This window comes from Lentzea sp. NPDC092896, assembly GCF_044754905.1.
Lineage (GTDB): Bacteria > Actinomycetota > Actinomycetes > Mycobacteriales > Pseudonocardiaceae > Lentzea.
Genome location: NZ_JBIVPX010000013.1, coordinates 109,357 through 124,550, shown reverse-complemented (window position 1 = coordinate 124,550; position 15,194 = coordinate 109,357). Strand labels below are relative to the sequence as shown.

Sequence of the window (15,194 nt, the reverse complement as noted above, 5' to 3'; positions counted from 1 at the left end):
CCGGCAGGCCACTGGTAGGTCCTCCGGCAATTCGTCGTCCACCGCATCTGAAAATGTAAGATCCAGCGAAGCGGCTCGCACTGCAAGGAGAGGCCCTCAAGGACGTGGTCAAGGCATGAAGCTGGTCATCCTGGGCGGAGGCGGCTTCCGCGTGCCGCTCGTCTATCGCGCGCTGCTCGCCGATCGCTCGCCCGGCCGCGTGACCGAGGTCGTGCTGCACGACCTCGATGCCGCCCGGCTCGCCGCGATCGGTGGCGTCCTCGCCGAACTCGCGACTGATATATCGGATGCGCCGACTGTGACGACGTCGACCGATCTCGACGAGGCACTGCGCGGAGCGGACTTCGTGTTCTCGGCGATTCGCGTCGGCGGGCTTGACGGACGCGCGGCCGACGAGAGCGTCGCTGCGGGCTGCGGTGTGCTCGGGCAGGAGACAGTCGGGGCTGGAGGCGTCGCATACGGGCTGCGTACCGTGCCCGTCGCCCTCGACATCGCACGCCGTATATCAGTGCACGCTCCAGACGCGTGGGTCATCAACTTCACGAACCCGGCCGGCATGGTCACCGAGGCGATGTCGGCGCACCTCGGCAACCGCGTCATCGGCATCTGCGACTCCCCCGTCGGGCTCGGCAAACGGGTCGTACGGGCGGTCGGCGCCCGTCTCGAAGACGCGTGGCTCGACTACGCCGGCCTCAACCACCTCGGCTGGTTGCGGGGCGTCCACGTGCGCGGGCGCGATGTGCTGCCGGACCTGCTCGCTGACACCGAGCGGCTCGAGTCGTTCGAGGAAGGCAAGCTCTTCGGTGCGGAGTGGCTGCGAACGTTGGGCGCCATCCCGAACGAGTACCTGCACTACTACTACTTCACACGTGAGGCGGTGGAGTCCGGCGCGTCACGCGGGGCATTCCTGCTGGAGCAGCAGAAACAGTTCTACGCGGCGCCTTCGTGGGAGAGCTGGGAACGAACCCGTCTCGAACGCGAGCAGACCTACATGGCCGAGACCCGCGACGACGAACGCGACAGCGACGACCTCGACGGCGGCGGTTACGAGCGGGTCGCCCTGGACCTGATGCACGCCATCACGTCCGACCAGCGAGCCACCCTGATCCTCAACGTGCCGAACGGGACGACGTTGTCGTGTCTCGACGCGGACGCCATCGTCGAGGTGCCGAGCCTTGTCGACGCCAACGGAGCGCGGCCCGTCTCGGTCAGCCAGGTGCCGGAGGAAGGCGTCGGACTCGTCACCGCGCTCAAGGTCGTCGAACGCGCCACCATCAAGGCAGCCATCAGCGGTGAGCGTGCGCACGCCGTGAAGGCGTTGGCGCTGCATCCGCTCGTCGACTCCGTCAGCGTCGCTCGCAAGATCGTTGACGCACATCCACTTCTGTCCGGAGTCTTTCGCGCTACGTTCTGAGGTCGTGGACACCACTCTGTTGAGGCAACTCAACGACGACGTCTGGCATCCGTTCCCGCTCCTCTACGCACGGCTGGACGCGCCGGCGTTCCTGGACCTGTACTCGCCGGAGCTGATTCGCGCGGGCGGCCCGGCGAAACAGGTGTTCGGGTTCACCGAGTACGCGGACCAGACGGAGAAGTGGTTCGCCGAGCTCGCTGACCGCGGCAGCTCGGTGAGCATCACGTTCCGGTTCGTCGAGCGCATCGCGGCGAACGACGTCGCGAGCGAGCGCGGCATCTTCCAGCTCGTGTCGACGCGTGCGGATGGCGACGGGCGCACGTTCTACGGCCGCTTCCACACGTATTCGCGACGCGCAGACGGACGGTGGCGGATCTGCGTCGACTACGACACCGACGAGCGGTCAGCGACGCTGGAGGAGGAGTTTCTCGCTGCAGCCGACGTCGACGACGTCGACGCGTTCAAGGAGTGACCAGGGTCTGATGCCGAGTGGCGGTGTTCTTAACTACGCTCGTCCGCAAATGGACACCACCACCTCTCGCCGCGTGCCACTCGTCATGGGCATCGCCGTGCTCGTGCTGCTGCTGGACCAGGCCACGAAGTTCTGGGCCGAGAGCGCGCTGACCGGCCGCGCGCCCATTCCCGTTCTTGGGGAGTTCCTGCAGCTCAGGCTCCTCTACAACCCCGGCGCCGCGTTCTCGATCGGTGCGGGGTCGACGTGGATCTTCACCATCGTCGCGGCCGTCGCCGTCGTGATGCTCGCCCGGTACGGCATGCAGCCGCAGTCGAAGCTGCGAGCGATCGCACTCGCGTTGATGCTGGGTGGCGCGACCACCCACCTGCTTGACCGGCTGTTCCGGCCGCCGGGCTTCGCGCGCGGGCACGTCGTCGACTTCATCGACTACAACGGCTGGTTCGTCGGCAACGTCGCGGACATCGCGCTGGTGGGCGGTGCGATTCTGCTCGTGCTGCTGAGCTTCACCCCGACGAAGCAACCTGCTTCGTGAGCGTGTCGGCGCGACGGGTCGTCTCGGGCAGCCGGTAGCGCGGAGCCAGGCGCAGCACCTCGGCGCACGCCCGGTCCAGGTCGATCTTGTGGCCGACCGACACGAAGACGGGTTTCACGCCGTCCTGGGTCCGCAGCGCCCTGCCGACGACCTCGTCGCCGTTGTCGCCGCCCATGACGAGGTCGCTCATCGAACCGCGGGCATGGCCTGGCTGCTCGAACGCGCCCATCGCGTTCTTGGCTACGCCGATGCTCGGAATCCCGGTGTGCACGCCGAGATGGCACGCCAGGCCGAAGCGGCGCGGGTGTGCGAGGCCCTGACCGTCCGCGACCAACAGGTCGGGCGCGACAGTCACCTGATCGAGAGCGCGCAGCAGAACGGGCATCTCGCGGAACGCGAAGAGCCCGGCAATATATGGGAAGTCCGTCGTGTCCTCGACGACGACCTCGTCGAGGACGACCAGCGTCTTTGCATCGAACACCACGCAGACGCCCACAACTGTGTCATTGCTACGGTAGCCGACGTCCAGGCCTGCGACGGTGTCTATGCGCAGGTCAGGGGCGCTGGTGGTGATCACCTGGATGCGCAGGCGCTCCTGTGTTGCCACGGCGGCGTCGATTCTCGGGTCAACCGTTCTGGTCCACTCCACGGGCGACAGTGTGCCGTGACGCGCCGTAGTGAGCCGCAAGTAGGTCGTCGCCGAAGTCACCTGAATGGCGACGCCAGACTGTGTGGACGTGGTTGGCCTCGTTGGCCGTGTTGTCGTACTCGATGAGCAGTTCCGGGCCCTCGACTCGGTAGTAGTGGCCCTCGCCTCGGCGCAGCGAACCCTCCCACGAGAAGTGCAGGCGCTCTGGGTCGATCTGGGCGAACTCCTCGTCAGCCAGTTCGTACGCGAGCCGGTCGAGGTAGAAGCGGACGATGTCGACGAGCAGCTCCGCAGCGGGTTTGCCGAGCTGGGCCGGGGTCACACCGACCGGTTCGGACGGGCTGATTCGTGGCGCGTTACCGGTGCGGATGTCGTGTGGCGCGGTGTCCGAGACGACGGCCAGGCGGCGGGCGGTCGGGCCCATGCGGCCGAGGAGTTCGCGGGCGAGTTCCTCTTCCAGTCGCAGTGGCTGGGCGACGACGCGGCCGCGGTAGGTGACGCGGGCCGGGTTCGCGCCGAGGAAGAACGGTGTCGCGGAGACACGGCCGTCGGCGATGACGACGTTCACCGACAGGTGGTGTCCTTCGACGCGCCAACCCCACGGCTCGTCGCTGCCGGGCCCACCGAAGAGCACGGTCCAGAAGTCACCGCTGTGCCGGTCGCGGCGTCCGCCTTCGCGGTGGTCGAGCACGTCTTCCAGCGCCATCACCGCTGCGGCCTGGGCATAGGCGTGCGGGCTGAGCACGGTCGCGAGCATGCCGTGTACCGCCTTGCGCTGGTCCCGCCGGAGTTCGCCGAGCGCGAGTCCAGAGCGTGTACCGGGTGTATACGCCCAGCGGTGCCTGAGGTCGTCATCAGTGATCTGGCGAATCGCATGTTCGCGCTGGTCACCGGCGAGCAAATTAATATATTGGTGCGTGGCGTCAGCGACGTCGTGCAGCATCACTCGAACTTATAGGCCTTGAGGTCGATGTTCCGATGCTCGACATGGGCGCACTTAGGTGTTAAAAACCTTACGTAATGAAGTTGCCACATGACGATGACGCCGTCTGGCGCGCCCTCGCGAACCCGCTGAGGCGCGCGATCCTCGACGTCCTGCGCGCGGGACCGCGCACCACGGGAGAGCTGGTCGACGAGTTGGAGACCGGCCGGCACGTCGTCATGCAGCACCTCGGTGTGCTTCGCGAGGCCGATCTGGTGCTCGTGGAGCCGCGGGGCCGGAAGCGGGTCAACCACCTGAATCCCGTGCCCATCCAGCAGATTCACCAGCGGTGGGTCGCGCATTACGAGGAGAACTGGGCAGCGGCGCTGGTCGGCCTGAAGTTCACGGTCGAGAGCGCCGGACAGGAGGATGAGGACGTTGGCTGAACCCGGCACCGAGCTGTTGCACAGCATCGTGATCGCCGCGCCCATCGACCAGGTCTGGGCGGAGATCACCAAACTCGACGGCAAGCAGCGCGCCATGATGGACGCGATTCTCGACTCCGCGCTCGAGCCGGGCGCGCCGCTGTACTACCGGTCGACCGACGGGAAGCGGGTCTTCGTCGTCGGCCGCGTCGTCGAGGTAGACCCGCCGCGGCTGCTCTCCCACACGCAGCGGCTCACCATGCGCGACGACCCGTGGACCGTCGTCTCGTGGGAGCTCGAAGAGGTTGACGGTGGCACGCGTGTCACGCTGCGCAACTCCGGTTGGCCAGAGGGCGTCAAGCGGCTCGACAAGGTCGACGCCACCTGGAAGGGCATCCTCGCCGCGCTCAAGCAGGTCGTGGAGTCCGGCGACGTCGGCGCCGGCCTGAGGTTCCAGTACGCGATGATGCGCGCCTTCATGTGGGCGATGCCGTCAGGCACCAAGACCGAGAACGTCCCCGAACCGCCCGGCATCGGCCAGGCCGTCTAGAACGTGAAACCTGGTTTAGCAATGGCTCTTTTGACGACGAGGTCCAAAGAGCCATTGCTAAGCAGCAGGTCAGGCGGTTGTGGGAAGTGATATATGGGTTGGGCTAGGCGTGGCAGGCGATGGGGCCGCCGTGGAGTTCCATCATGTCCATCCAGACGCGAGGGAGCTCGAGGCGTTCGGAGAGAGGCTTGCCGTCCAGTTCGTGGTAGGCGCGGTGGAGGTTGCCGACCAGGCGTTCGGACTCCTGCCACGACGAGAAGCGCGACTCCGCCGCCTCGCGGACGACCTCCATCGGGGTCTTGGCGGCGGCGTGGCCGGACGTGGCGAGTTCCGAGAGATAGGTCGTGTAGGCGACCAGGTCGTCCAGGACGCGGTTGATCTCGGGGCCTCGCAGTAGCGGACCGTGACCGGGGACGACCACCTCGGCGTCGAACGAGCGCAGGAACTCGAGCGCGGACAGGTAGCCGTGGATGCTGCCCTCGGCGAGGAACGGCTGGCCGCCCGCGAAGACCAGATCGCCGGTGAACAGGGCGCGTTCGGCCGGCAGCCACACGACGGTGTCGCCGCGGGTGTGCGCTGGGCCGGGGTGGTGCAGTTCGACCACCCGCGTGCCCAGGTGCAGCGTCAGGGACGTGGCGTAGGTGAGCGACGGCGGACGGACCTCGATGTGGCCGTAGTCCGGGCCGGTCAGGACCTGCGCGGCGAGCAGGCCGGCGGCGAGCACCTCTTCGCGGCACGCGTCGTGGCCGACGATCACGGTCGACGGTGGCATCAGCCAGTTGCCGAAGGTGTGGTCGCCGTGGTGGTGGGTGTTGATCACGTAGCGGGGTTCGGCAGGGCACACCGACGCCACCGAGGCGAGCAACGCGCGGTTGCGTGCCTCGGTGGACGTGGTGTCCACGAGCAGCAGCGTGTCGTCGGAGCCGACGACGACGCCGGTATTGTTGATCATCCAGGACCCGTCGGGCTGGATGTAGGCGTGGACTCCCGGTGCGACCTCCACCAGTTCTGGGACGAGTCCGGGCTGACCAGGAGAAGGTTTCACCCGATCCAGCGTAGTGAGTGGCTCGGGTCAGCCTTGGGCGATGTAGGCCTGCAGCTGGTCCTGCGACTGTTCGAGCTGCCCGATCCGGCTCTTCACCACGTCGCCGATGCTGACGATCCCGACCAGTTGCCCGTCGGACAGCACGGGCACGTGACGGAAGCGCCGCTCGGTCATCACGACCGTGAGGCTGTCCACCGTGTCCGACGGCGAACAGGTGAAGACGTCGGCGGTCATGATCGCCGACACGGGAGAAGACAGCAGGTCAACGCCCACTTCGTGCAGGTGACGCACCACGTCGCGCTCCGACACGATCCCCGCGACGCCGGAAGAACCGACGACGACGATCGCGCCGATGTTGTGTTCGGCGAGCGCTCTGAGCAGTTCGGACACCGGAACGTCCGGGTCGATTGTGGCGACCGCCGTTCCCTTGGCACGCAAAACGTCAGCGATCCGCATCTGGCGCCTCCGATCCTGTCGGTCCGGTAGCAACTCAGGCTAGATCGGATCCGGACAGAACGGGAGATCGAACCCACGAAGAGAGCAGGGGACGCGTTCGAGCGAACGCGTCCCCTGCCGGTGTCGCGCCTGGTTCGGCGTCGGCTACGCGGTTCCTCCGCGGCGACGGGTCGCGAACTGGCGCGGCTGGACCAACGGCGCGCGCAGCTGCGGCGGCTGGAAGTGCGCGTTCTGGTCCTGCTTGCCCCGCTTCTGCGCACGACGCGCGGCGCGGTTGCCCGGCTCGGGCTGGGGTTGGGGTTGGGTGGTGTCAGGCATGCGAAAGCCTCCTCGCGAAGAGGGCGTGCAAAGGGCACGGCGAAAAACAGCCGTGAGAGATGGACCCGCTCGTGGGTCACCGGAGGCGCGCGACGACGAGGTCGCGAGGGCAGCGTCAAGAGCGCTGCGGGGCTTCATCAGATGAGGCGCATGTCCGCAACGTTAGCGACGCCGTCGCCGCACGCCAACCGAATTAACTAGCCCCGTGCGCGAGCGGCTGCCGCTCCGGCGCCGAACATCACGAGGATGACGGTCACCACCGCCCACTTGCGGGACTTGGTCAGCGGAGTGGTCTCCGGATCGGCCGCGAGTTCCTGGCGGGGCTCGGTCCTCTGACGCGCGGCGCGGACCGGCACCGGTTGCGGCGCAACGGAAGACGGCGGGGTCGTGGCGACCGGAGGCGGCTGCCGCACGATCGGCACGGGCGCCGGGACCGGAGCAGGAGGAACGCCAGGGGCGGGAGGTGGCGGAGCCGGTACCTCGGGGCGGGGAGCGGGAGGTTCGACGCGGGGCGGCATCGGGTTCGGCAGGCAGCCCGCCGCGTCGATCAGGCCCATCTGCGGACCCGTCGAGAGCTCCGCCGCCGTGGTGCTCGTGACGCGGTATAGGCGGCTAGAACCGTTGTAGCCGTTGTTGATGGCGTAGACGGTGCCGGCGGCGTCGATCACCACGGCGCCGTAGGTGGACTTGCCGGGCAGGCCGGCGATCTCCGTCCTGTTCTGCACGCGCCCGGACACCGGATCGAACGACACGACCTCGCCCGGCCCCCAGCCCGCGGCCGACACCCCGGTCAGCTTGCCGGTCGCCGGGTCGGCGGTGAAGTCGTCGAGTGTGAGAGCGGGCCAGTCCAGCACGACGGTCCGCACGATCTTGAGGTAGGCCGGGCTGGCCGGGTCGATGTCGATGGCGTGCAGCCGGGCGGTGTCGCGCACGTAGAACGTGGTGCCGACGACCGCTCCCGCCGACACATCGTCGGTGCGGAACCAGTGCGCGTCAACAGGTCCGAGGTCGTTGACCACGCCCTTGGTGTCGATCAGCACGACATGGGAGGGGTTCTTCCACCAGTGATGACCCTTGGACGTGAGACCGACCAGACGGCCCAGCGTCGCTGAGTACCCCAGTGCGTTCACCGCGTAGTCCAGGCGGGCTACTTCTGTCACCCCACCGGATGAGACGTCCACTTTCGTGAACGTCGAAAAGTCTCCACGATGGGATGAACGTACTTGATAAGCGTCACAGTTCGGGAGTGCGGCTTGAGCAACACCGCTGGTGAACGGCGCGGAAAGCATCAACAGGGACGAGACACCACCCAGTGCGAGCATATTCCGCCGCCACCGGAATGGAGTAGCCCAATACGACAACCGGGTATCACTGCTGTTGCCGCGCATTCCCACCTGACCATTACTCGTTAACCAGACCGTGCTGTACCGGTCACAGTAGACCGTGGTCTAATCCCACACCAGAAAGGAGCCGAATTGAGCATTTACCTCAGCGGCACGCTCTGGGTTCTCGGTGCTGCCGCCATCTCCGCCGTTCTCGTCGTCATCACCCGCCGGTTCGGCTCGGAGGAAGTGGGCGAGAAGAACCTCGGCGCGGGCGGATCGGTGTTCAGCATCGTCGCCGGACTGCACGCGGTGCTGGCCGCCTTCATCCTGATCTCCCTGTTCGACGCGGCCAACGGCGCGGAGGAACAGGTGCAGAAAGAGGCCAACTCCCTCGTCGCCGTCAACTGGTCCTCGGACTCGCTGCCCGAGCCCGCCAAGACCAAGGTCGACGACCTGATCCGCGACTACGTCTCGACCGTCGTCCAGGACGAATGGCCCCGCATGCGCGACGGCGAGAACGTCGACAACGCGGGCTGGACAACGTTGAACCAGATCAGGGACTCGATCGCGGCCGCGGCGCCGGACGGCGACTGGCAGCAGGACCGCAAGGCCGAGGCGGCGAACCAGCTGTGGGAGGTCTACCAGGCCAGGCAGGAACGCCTGGACGCGGCGGACAACGGCGTCAACCCGGTCGTGTGGCTCGCGCTGCTGATCGGCACCGGTCTCTCGCTGCTGTTCCCGTACCTGTTCCGCGGGCCGACCCTGACCTCACAGCTGCTGATCACCATCACGCTGACCTCGACGCTGGTTCTGCTGCTGTTCGCGATCTACCAGCTGCAGAATCCGTTCAGCGGTGGCGTGCTGATCCCGTCGGACGCGTTCAGCTCCGCACTGGACCGGCTCAGTTAGCGCGAATCGGACTTTCCGTCGGCTTCCTCGATCTGCACGGACAGCACCTCGCCGTCGATGACCTTCGGCAATGCGTCCGTCTGAGCGAAGTAGCGATTTGCGAATGCGCCGACCGCTCTGGTAGAGGCGGCGTCGATGCCCCCGCCGATCACGCCGCCCAGCACCGGAACACCCTTCGCCGCGACGGTGCCGAGTTTCTTCGTACCGTATTTTGTGATGAGTGCCGACGCGGCCTTCTTGGTGAACTGCTTGATGCCGACCTTTTTGAACAGCTCGGTTCCGGCATTGCCGAGCAGGCACAGCAGGATGGCCATCTGCACCTCGTCGCTGTCCACGTCGTGGCCGCGCAACGACGCGATGGACGCGATGAGGTGCGTCTGGATGACGTACGTGGCCGCGATGTTGGACGGCAGCGACACCGGAAGCGTGATCAGGCCGCCGAGGTTCGTGACGAAGCCCTGGGCACCCGCCAGGGCGACGTGCGTGCGGATGAGGTGCTTGATCGCGTCGACCTCGTCGCCCTTCTTGGCGAGCGCGTCGGACGCGGACTCGCGGGCGCTCTTGAACGGGCCGAAGCCGTCGACGCCGGCGCGCAGCAGGTAGTCGGCGATGCCCTGCTGGACCTTGTTCAGCTCACCCTTGGACTCAGCCACAATCCCGACATTACGCGTTCGGTTGCCCCGATGACGCGTCAACAGGCTGTTCCAGCAGAACCGCGCCGGTGGCACCGTCCACGGTGATCCGCTCGCCGGTCTTGATCCTCGTCACGGCCTCGCGCACGCCCACGACCGCCGGAATCCCGTACTCCCGCGCCACGACCGCGCCGTGCGAGTTCGCGCCGCCCATCTCCATCACCAGGCCGCCCGCCGTCAGGAACAGCGGTGTCCAGCCGGGATCGGTCGACGGTGCCACGAGGATCTCGCCGGGTTCGAGATGTGCGCCGACCGGGTCCATGACGACGCGCGCGACACCGGTGATCGTGCCCGCCGACGCCGGTGTGCCGACGAGATCGCCCTCCACCGCGGCGCCGTGGTGCACCGCCTCGGGTTCCGTGCCGTCCGACAGCAGCACGCGCGGGATGTGCCTGCGTCGCATCTCGCGGCCGTAGACCTCACGGCGCTCGATCACTAGCGGGCGCAGATCTCCTTGCGGGGAGCGCATTTCCTCGAAGTTCAGGAAGAACACGTCGTCCGTGGTGTCGAGGCGGTCCGCCGCGACGAGCTGGGCACCGATGTCGGCGACGCGCTTCCGCAGCGCGCCGAACAACGTGATGACCAGGTACTTCGGGTACTCCCGCAGACCGGCGAGCAACCTGGTGCGGCGCAACGCGAAGCGCACGAACCAGCCACGGCCCCACGCGCGGCGGGCGAGCGTGTCGATCATCGCCTCGGCCTCGGCGGCGCCGCGGGCGAAGACCACGTCCGGGTGGGCCTGGCCTTCTTCCAAGCGCAGGAAGTTCTTCACGACGCCGATGACGTGCGCCGGGTCGTCGGACCACCTCGGCAGGCCCAGGTCGATCTCGGCGACGGCGCGATGGCCCCACTGCGCGAGGAACCGGTCGAGCGCGGCAGGCCGTTCGCCGTTCTGGAACTGCCGCAGCGCGACGGGGTCGTGGCGGATCTCCTGCGCCAGGTCCCACATCGCCATGTCCATCTCGGTGGTGATGTTGTTCGGCAGGCCGCGCAGCACGGTCTGCAGCTCCCCCGGCCTGGTCTTCACGATCTTGCCGACCAGGCCGAGCATCGCGAACCCGATCAACGCGGTGGGTGCGAGCCGAGGCAGCACGGGCACGACGCACTGCTGCAACGCCTGCTCGATCGGGAGGGCGGCGGACTTCCGCAGGACCTCGCGCTCCAACAGCAGTGCGTTCCGCACGGCCTTCTCGGGGTTCGCCAGCGCCTTCATCGCCGTCACAGGCACGTGGAAGCGGCGGGCAAGCCGGAAGACGCGCTTCAGGGCGGGCGCCGGCGAGGAGTTCCTGATCGCGAACCTCGGGTCGTCGAACAGGCCGCGCAGCACCTCGGAGGAGCGCGCCTCCATCACGCCGAGCAGGCGCGTGACGAACACGCGGCCCACCTTGCTCTGCAACGCCTTCGTGGCGTCGAAGAAGATGCGCTCACCGGCCTCCACATAGGACTTGCTCTTCGGGTCTCCGATCACGATCTCCAAGGCGGACTTGGCGATCTCCCGGAACGCCGCGCGCCCCATCGGCGTGATCGGGCGTTCGAGACCCTGCGCGAGGCTGAAGCAGAAGTAGACGTGCGCGTGGCCGTCCGGGTTGTCCGGCAACGGGAACAGCGTCGTGATCGGGCGCGCCTGGGTGAGGTGCAGGTCCCCTTCGTCGTCGATCGCCCACTCGGTGTCCTGCGGCGAGCCGTAGTGCTGCTGCACCTTGCGGCCGAGCACGGCGAGTGCGTGGATCTGCCCGTCGGTGAGGCATTGTTCGTCGCTCTCACCGACTTCGAGGTGCTCGGTACCGCCGCCGGGCAGCGACCGGATGACGAACTTCTTGTCCCCCAGCCGCTTCTCGACGATCTCGCCGCCGTCGACGACGAAGTGGTCGGGGTTGACCGCGCCGGACACCACGGCCTCACCGAGGCCAGGGCTCGCGTCGATGACGATCTGGTCGCGCGTGCCGGTGACCGGGTTCGCCGTGAACATCACGCCGGACACCGCGGACTGCACCATCCGTTGCACGACAACGGCCAGGTAGGTCGTGGTGTGGTCGATGCCGTTCGTGTCGCGGTAACTGACCGCGCGGTCCGTCCACAGCGAGGCCCAGCAGCGGCGCACGGCGTCGACCACCGCGTCCTCGCCCACGACGTTGAGGAACGTGTCCTGCTGGCCCGCGAAGCTCGCGAACGGCAGGTCCTCGGCCGTGGCGCTGGATCGGACAGCCACGGGTACGTCGTTGCCGAGCTCGCGGTACTCGGCAACGATCGCGTCCCGGATTTCTTGCGGCACAGCGGTTTCCAGCAACGTCCTGCGGGCGTTCTCCGGAGTGGTGCTCGCCAGTTCGTCGGCCTGCGCGACGGCGCGGTAGGCGTCCGTGGTGACGCAGAAGCCCTGCGGCACCGGCAGGCCGGCGCGGGTGAGCTCACCGAGGTTCGCGGCCTTGCCGCCGACTGTGGCGAGCATCGTGCCGTCGATGGACTTGAAGTCGATCGTGAGCGCCATGGTTACCCCTCCAGGTTCCGCTGAGGAGGAGGTTACGAGCGTTCGACCAAAAACTCAACACGTGATGAATAAATCACTCCGCAGAGGTCAAAGCTCCTGTTCAGAGCGGCTCACCCAGTCCGGGAGCGGTTCACGTTCCTGCCGCCAGTGCTCCGGCGGGTTCGCGACGATGCCGCCGACGATCGCGGCCGTGGTGTCGACGTCGCCACCTGCCCGGACGCACGTCGTGATGGCGGCGCGGTAGTCGCCGAGGTGGTGGGCCGCGACCCAGAGCGTGAACGGCACGGTGTCCTGCGCCGTCACGCGCGAGCCGTTGCCGAGGACGTACGCGGCTTCTTCGGCGTTGCCGATCTTGCGCGCCTTCTCGATCCCCTTGCGCACGAACGAGTCCTCGAGGTGGTCGAGGACCGTCCCGAGCAGGTCGTGTGGTGGCGCACCGGTCAGCCGCGCCTTGGCCGCGACGGCCGACGCTTGTGCCACCGCGAGGCCGCCCATGACACCTTCAGGATGCTGGTGCGTCACCTCGCTGGCCCGGATCGCCTGCGTCGTAACCGTTTGAGGGTCGTCGGCGAAGTAGGCGCCCAGGGGTGCGATCCGCATCGCGGCGCCGTTGCCGCACGAACCCTGCCCGTCGAACGCGCTGGAGGCCGCCTCTTTCCACGGCGTGCCCTGGCGAATCTTGCGGAGGATGGTGAAAGCCCCTGCGCCGTAACCGCGGTAGGGCTCGCAGCGATCGGCGAACGTCGCCGCGAGCCGCGTTTGGTCGACGTCGCCGTGATCACGGAGCTCGGCGACGAGGTTGCAGGCCATTTCGGTGTCGTCGGTCCACTCCCACGGGCCTCGTGGCGGCTTGCCGGCCACGAGGTCGGGCAACGAGCGGCCGACCATGAAGAACTGTGCGCCCAGAGCGTCGCCGACGGAGAGCCCGTCGAGCGAGGCGTATGCGAGGTCCAGGCGCGCACGAGTGTGCAGAACTATGCGCATCACCTGCGATTTTACCGGTTTGGCCTACCCTGGGCACATGGATTTGGACCTGCGGAAGCTGCGGTACTTCGTGGCGGTCGCGGAGCATCTGAACTTCGGCCGCGCCGCCGAGGCCCTGCACATCGCGCAGCCGGTGCTGTCGCGGCAGATCCGCGCGCTGGAGACCGAGCTCAAGGTGCGGCTGTTCGATCGTTCCTCGAAAGGGACGGCGCTGACGCCTGGTGGCGAACAGCTCTTGAGCGACGCACGGCCGTTGCTCACTCAGGCTTCGGCGCTGCTGCGGCGCGTGGGAGTGGCGGACACGTTCACCGTCGGGTTCATGCCGGGACTGATCGTCACGCCCGCCGCGCGGCTGCTGGCGTCGCGGCACCCCGGTCTGCGGGTCGACGTGCGGCGCACGACGTGGGACGACCAGGTCGAGGTGATCCACGACGGACGCGTCGACGCCGGCTACGTGCGGCTGCCGGTGCCGGCGGACGGGCTGAGGATCGTGCCGTTGTTCGAGGAGCCGCGCGTCGCCGTGCTGCCGGCGACGCATCGGTTGGCGGGCAAGGAAAGCGTGCTGGAGGCAGACCTGTCCGGCGAGCGGCGCGTGCAGCACGCGAACACGCCGGGGATCCGGTCCGTCGAGGAGAAGCTGGAGCACGTCGCGTTGCACGGCGGGGTGGCGATCCTGCCGTTGTCGACGGCGACGTTCTACTCGCGCGAGGATCTCGTGCACGTGCCGATCGAGGACATCGCGCCGAACGAGGTCGCGCTGGCGTGGTCCGCGCACCGGCACACGCCGCTCATCGCCGAGTTCGCGGACATCGTCAGCGCGACAGCCCCGCAGGGGTGAAGACGAAGCTGTCGCGGAAGCCGCCGTCGCCGCGCCGGGTCGCCATCAGCCGCATCTCCGGCATGAAGTGGAAGAACACCAGCGACCCCGACCGGTCCGGGTAGCCGAGCGTCTTCGAGTACTTGGGATTCGTGCCGCCCAGCCACAACGGCGGCTCGCCGTACTCGGCGATCACGTCGTCGAGCAGGCAGTCCCGCTCGCCCAGCACACCGGGGATGCGGCTGTCGGCGTCGAGCGACAGCCAGCCCTGGCGGTGCGCGAGATCCGCGTACACCGACGCCATGACGTCCTCGCTGCGGTGCCCGAGCGCCTCGTGCACCGCGCCGCTGACCATCGCCGCGTTCGCCGCGCCGCGCTTCACCAGCGCGTCCAGCTCGATCTGCCACCGGTCCGTGCGGTCGTCGGCGAACGCCAGCGCGTCCAGCAGGGTGAGGATCACCGCCTCACCGCCGTACATGCCGGGACGCCGGACAGCGGCGTTGAGCTGACCGAGCAGGTAGCGGCGTAAGTCGTCGAACGAACGCATCTCTCCCCCTTAATGCGAGATGTTCTATCAGTTGCGGGTAGGCGAAACGGAATCGCCTTCATGACCGACAGGGGAGTCAAAGACTGGGGAGAGGACCACATGAGCATCAGCAACCGGCAGATCGTCGCGTACTGGGTCGAGCACGAGGTCGAACTCAGCCTCGACTGGAGCACCGCCCACGAACGCTGCTGGCGCTGCGGTTACAGGTCCTCACTGGAGCAACACCTTGTCGTGCCTGCGTCAATGGGTGGCAGTCGCACCACGGACAACGTGGTGCTGCTGTGCGGGCGCTGCGTCGGCGAGTCGCCGAGCCACGTCGATCCGCAGTACCTGTGGCGGTGGCTGCGCGCGACGTCCACGTCGTCCAGCGACACGTACTGGACGCTGCGCGGCTGGGAGGAGTTCGAGACGATCTTCGGCCGCAAGCCGCTGGAGTGCTTCAAGGAGGCGGAGGTCGACCACCGCTCGTTGAACGCCGAATGCCGGGCGCTGGCGGCGGACGAGTTCGCGAAGACCGTCGTTCGCTTCGGGGAGGGCCGGCTCAACCCGTCGACGATCGCGTGCGTGATCGCGGAGATCGAGAAGAAGCTGGCGGACCGTCACGGCATCAAGCTGCCGTGACGGTCCGTCGCATCAGTTACTGGTTCTA

Annotated in this window: 18 protein-coding genes; 8 read left to right on the top strand and 10 right to left on the bottom strand. The window is 67.6% G+C overall.

Features of this window, described 5'->3' with window-relative positions:
* The first annotated feature begins 115 nt into the window (after positions 1 to 115).
* The 3 genes from ACIQF0_RS42855 to lspA are packed head-to-tail and all read left to right on the top strand — an operon-like array spanning position 116 to position 2,421.
* Entirely contained in the window at positions 116 to 1,414 is a 1,299-nt protein-coding gene (locus tag ACIQF0_RS42855) for a 6-phospho-beta-glucosidase (RefSeq protein WP_401039892.1), read from the top strand.
* 4 nt (positions 1,415 to 1,418) lie between these two features.
* On the top strand, positions 1,419 to 1,886 hold the full coding sequence (locus ACIQF0_RS42850) for a YybH family protein (protein WP_401039890.1): 468 nt from the start codon (positions 1,419 to 1,421) through the stop codon (positions 1,884 to 1,886).
* Positions 1,887 to 1,935: 49 nt separating this feature from the next.
* Positions 1,936 to 2,421, top strand: coding sequence for a signal peptidase II (gene lspA / locus ACIQF0_RS42845; protein WP_360043356.1), 486 nt, complete (start codon positions 1,936 to 1,938; stop codon positions 2,419 to 2,421).
* On the opposite strand, the gene ACIQF0_RS42840 is transcribed toward lspA, so the two are convergent.
* Complete coding sequence (locus ACIQF0_RS42840) at positions 2,393 to 3,070, bottom strand: endonuclease V (protein ID WP_401039887.1); 678 nt, start codon at positions 3,068 to 3,070, stop codon at positions 2,393 to 2,395. The genes lspA and ACIQF0_RS42840 overlap by 29 nt on opposite strands.
* The gene (locus ACIQF0_RS42835) at positions 3,048 to 4,013 is read right to left on the bottom strand and encodes a DUF3500 domain-containing protein (protein ID WP_401039886.1); all 966 of its coding nucleotides are present in this window, start codon (positions 4,011 to 4,013) and stop codon (positions 3,048 to 3,050) included. Before ACIQF0_RS42835 ends, ACIQF0_RS42840 begins: the two co-directional genes overlap by 23 nt.
* 77 nt (positions 4,014 to 4,090) lie before the next feature.
* Here ACIQF0_RS42835 and ACIQF0_RS42830 point away from each other — a divergent pair, with 77 nt between their 5' ends.
* Together ACIQF0_RS42830 and ACIQF0_RS42825 are read left to right on the top strand one after the other, a co-directional pair.
* The gene (locus ACIQF0_RS42830; protein WP_401039884.1) at positions 4,091 to 4,438 is read left to right on the top strand and encodes an ArsR/SmtB family transcription factor; all 348 of its coding nucleotides are present in this window, start codon (positions 4,091 to 4,093) and stop codon (positions 4,436 to 4,438) included.
* The gene (locus ACIQF0_RS42825; RefSeq protein WP_401039881.1) at positions 4,422 to 4,967 is read left to right on the top strand and encodes an SRPBCC domain-containing protein; all 546 of its coding nucleotides are present in this window, start codon (positions 4,422 to 4,424) and stop codon (positions 4,965 to 4,967) included. Before ACIQF0_RS42830 ends, ACIQF0_RS42825 begins: the two co-directional genes overlap by 17 nt.
* Before the next feature lie 103 nt (positions 4,968 to 5,070).
* On the opposite strand, the gene ACIQF0_RS42820 is transcribed toward ACIQF0_RS42825, so the two are convergent.
* The 4 genes from ACIQF0_RS42820 to ACIQF0_RS42805 all read right to left on the bottom strand — a co-directional run bounded on the left by ACIQF0_RS42820 (position 5,071) and on the right by ACIQF0_RS42805 (position 7,946).
* Positions 5,071 to 6,012: an MBL fold metallo-hydrolase gene (locus ACIQF0_RS42820; RefSeq protein ID WP_401039878.1), complete on the bottom strand. Its 942-nt coding sequence runs from the start codon at positions 6,010 to 6,012 to the stop codon at positions 5,071 to 5,073.
* A 27-nt stretch (positions 6,013 to 6,039) separates the two neighbouring features.
* Entirely contained in the window at positions 6,040 to 6,468 is a 429-nt protein-coding gene (locus ACIQF0_RS42815; RefSeq protein WP_360043342.1) for a CBS domain-containing protein, read from the bottom strand.
* Positions 6,469 to 6,612: 144 nt separating this feature from the next.
* The gene (locus ACIQF0_RS42810; protein WP_360043339.1) at positions 6,613 to 6,786 is read right to left on the bottom strand and encodes a hypothetical protein; all 174 of its coding nucleotides are present in this window, start codon (positions 6,784 to 6,786) and stop codon (positions 6,613 to 6,615) included.
* 197 nt (positions 6,787 to 6,983) lie between these two features.
* Complete coding sequence (locus tag ACIQF0_RS42805) at positions 6,984 to 7,946, bottom strand: DUF6923 family protein (RefSeq protein WP_401039875.1); 963 nt, start codon at positions 7,944 to 7,946, stop codon at positions 6,984 to 6,986.
* 315 nt (positions 7,947 to 8,261) lie between these two features.
* On the opposite strand from ACIQF0_RS42805, the gene ACIQF0_RS42800 reads away from it, so the two are divergent.
* Entirely contained in the window at positions 8,262 to 9,020 is a 759-nt protein-coding gene (locus ACIQF0_RS42800) for a DUF4239 domain-containing protein (RefSeq protein WP_401039873.1), read from the top strand.
* Here the strand turns inward: ACIQF0_RS42800 and ACIQF0_RS42795 are convergent.
* From ACIQF0_RS42795 to ACIQF0_RS42785, 3 genes are all read right to left on the bottom strand, one after another.
* A complete protein-coding gene (locus ACIQF0_RS42795) occupies positions 9,017 to 9,673 on the bottom strand; it encodes an EcsC family protein (protein WP_401039870.1) in 657 nt (218 codons plus the stop codon). The genes ACIQF0_RS42800 and ACIQF0_RS42795 overlap by 4 nt on opposite strands.
* A 10-nt stretch (positions 9,674 to 9,683) precedes the next feature.
* On the bottom strand, positions 9,684 to 12,197 hold the full coding sequence (locus ACIQF0_RS42790; RefSeq protein ID WP_401039868.1) for a PEP/pyruvate-binding domain-containing protein: 2,514 nt from the start codon (positions 12,195 to 12,197) through the stop codon (positions 9,684 to 9,686).
* 87 nt (positions 12,198 to 12,284) lie between these two features.
* Complete coding sequence (locus ACIQF0_RS42785; RefSeq protein ID WP_401039866.1) at positions 12,285 to 13,181, bottom strand: ADP-ribosylglycohydrolase family protein; 897 nt, start codon at positions 13,179 to 13,181, stop codon at positions 12,285 to 12,287.
* Between the two features lie 37 nt (positions 13,182 to 13,218).
* On the opposite strand from ACIQF0_RS42785, the gene ACIQF0_RS42780 reads away from it, so the two are divergent.
* Positions 13,219 to 14,019, top strand: coding sequence for a LysR family transcriptional regulator (locus ACIQF0_RS42780; protein ID WP_401039863.1), 801 nt, complete (start codon positions 13,219 to 13,221; stop codon positions 14,017 to 14,019).
* Here ACIQF0_RS42780 and ACIQF0_RS42775 read toward each other — a convergent pair.
* Positions 13,994 to 14,545: a hypothetical protein gene (locus ACIQF0_RS42775; RefSeq protein ID WP_360043321.1), complete on the bottom strand. Its 552-nt coding sequence runs from the start codon at positions 14,543 to 14,545 to the stop codon at positions 13,994 to 13,996. The genes ACIQF0_RS42780 and ACIQF0_RS42775 overlap by 26 nt on opposite strands.
* A 99-nt stretch (positions 14,546 to 14,644) precedes the next feature.
* On the opposite strand from ACIQF0_RS42775, the gene ACIQF0_RS42770 reads away from it, so the two are divergent.
* A complete protein-coding gene (locus ACIQF0_RS42770; protein WP_401039860.1) occupies positions 14,645 to 15,166 on the top strand; it encodes an HNH endonuclease in 522 nt (173 codons plus the stop codon).
* The last annotated feature ends 28 nt before the right edge of the window (positions 15,167 to 15,194 follow it).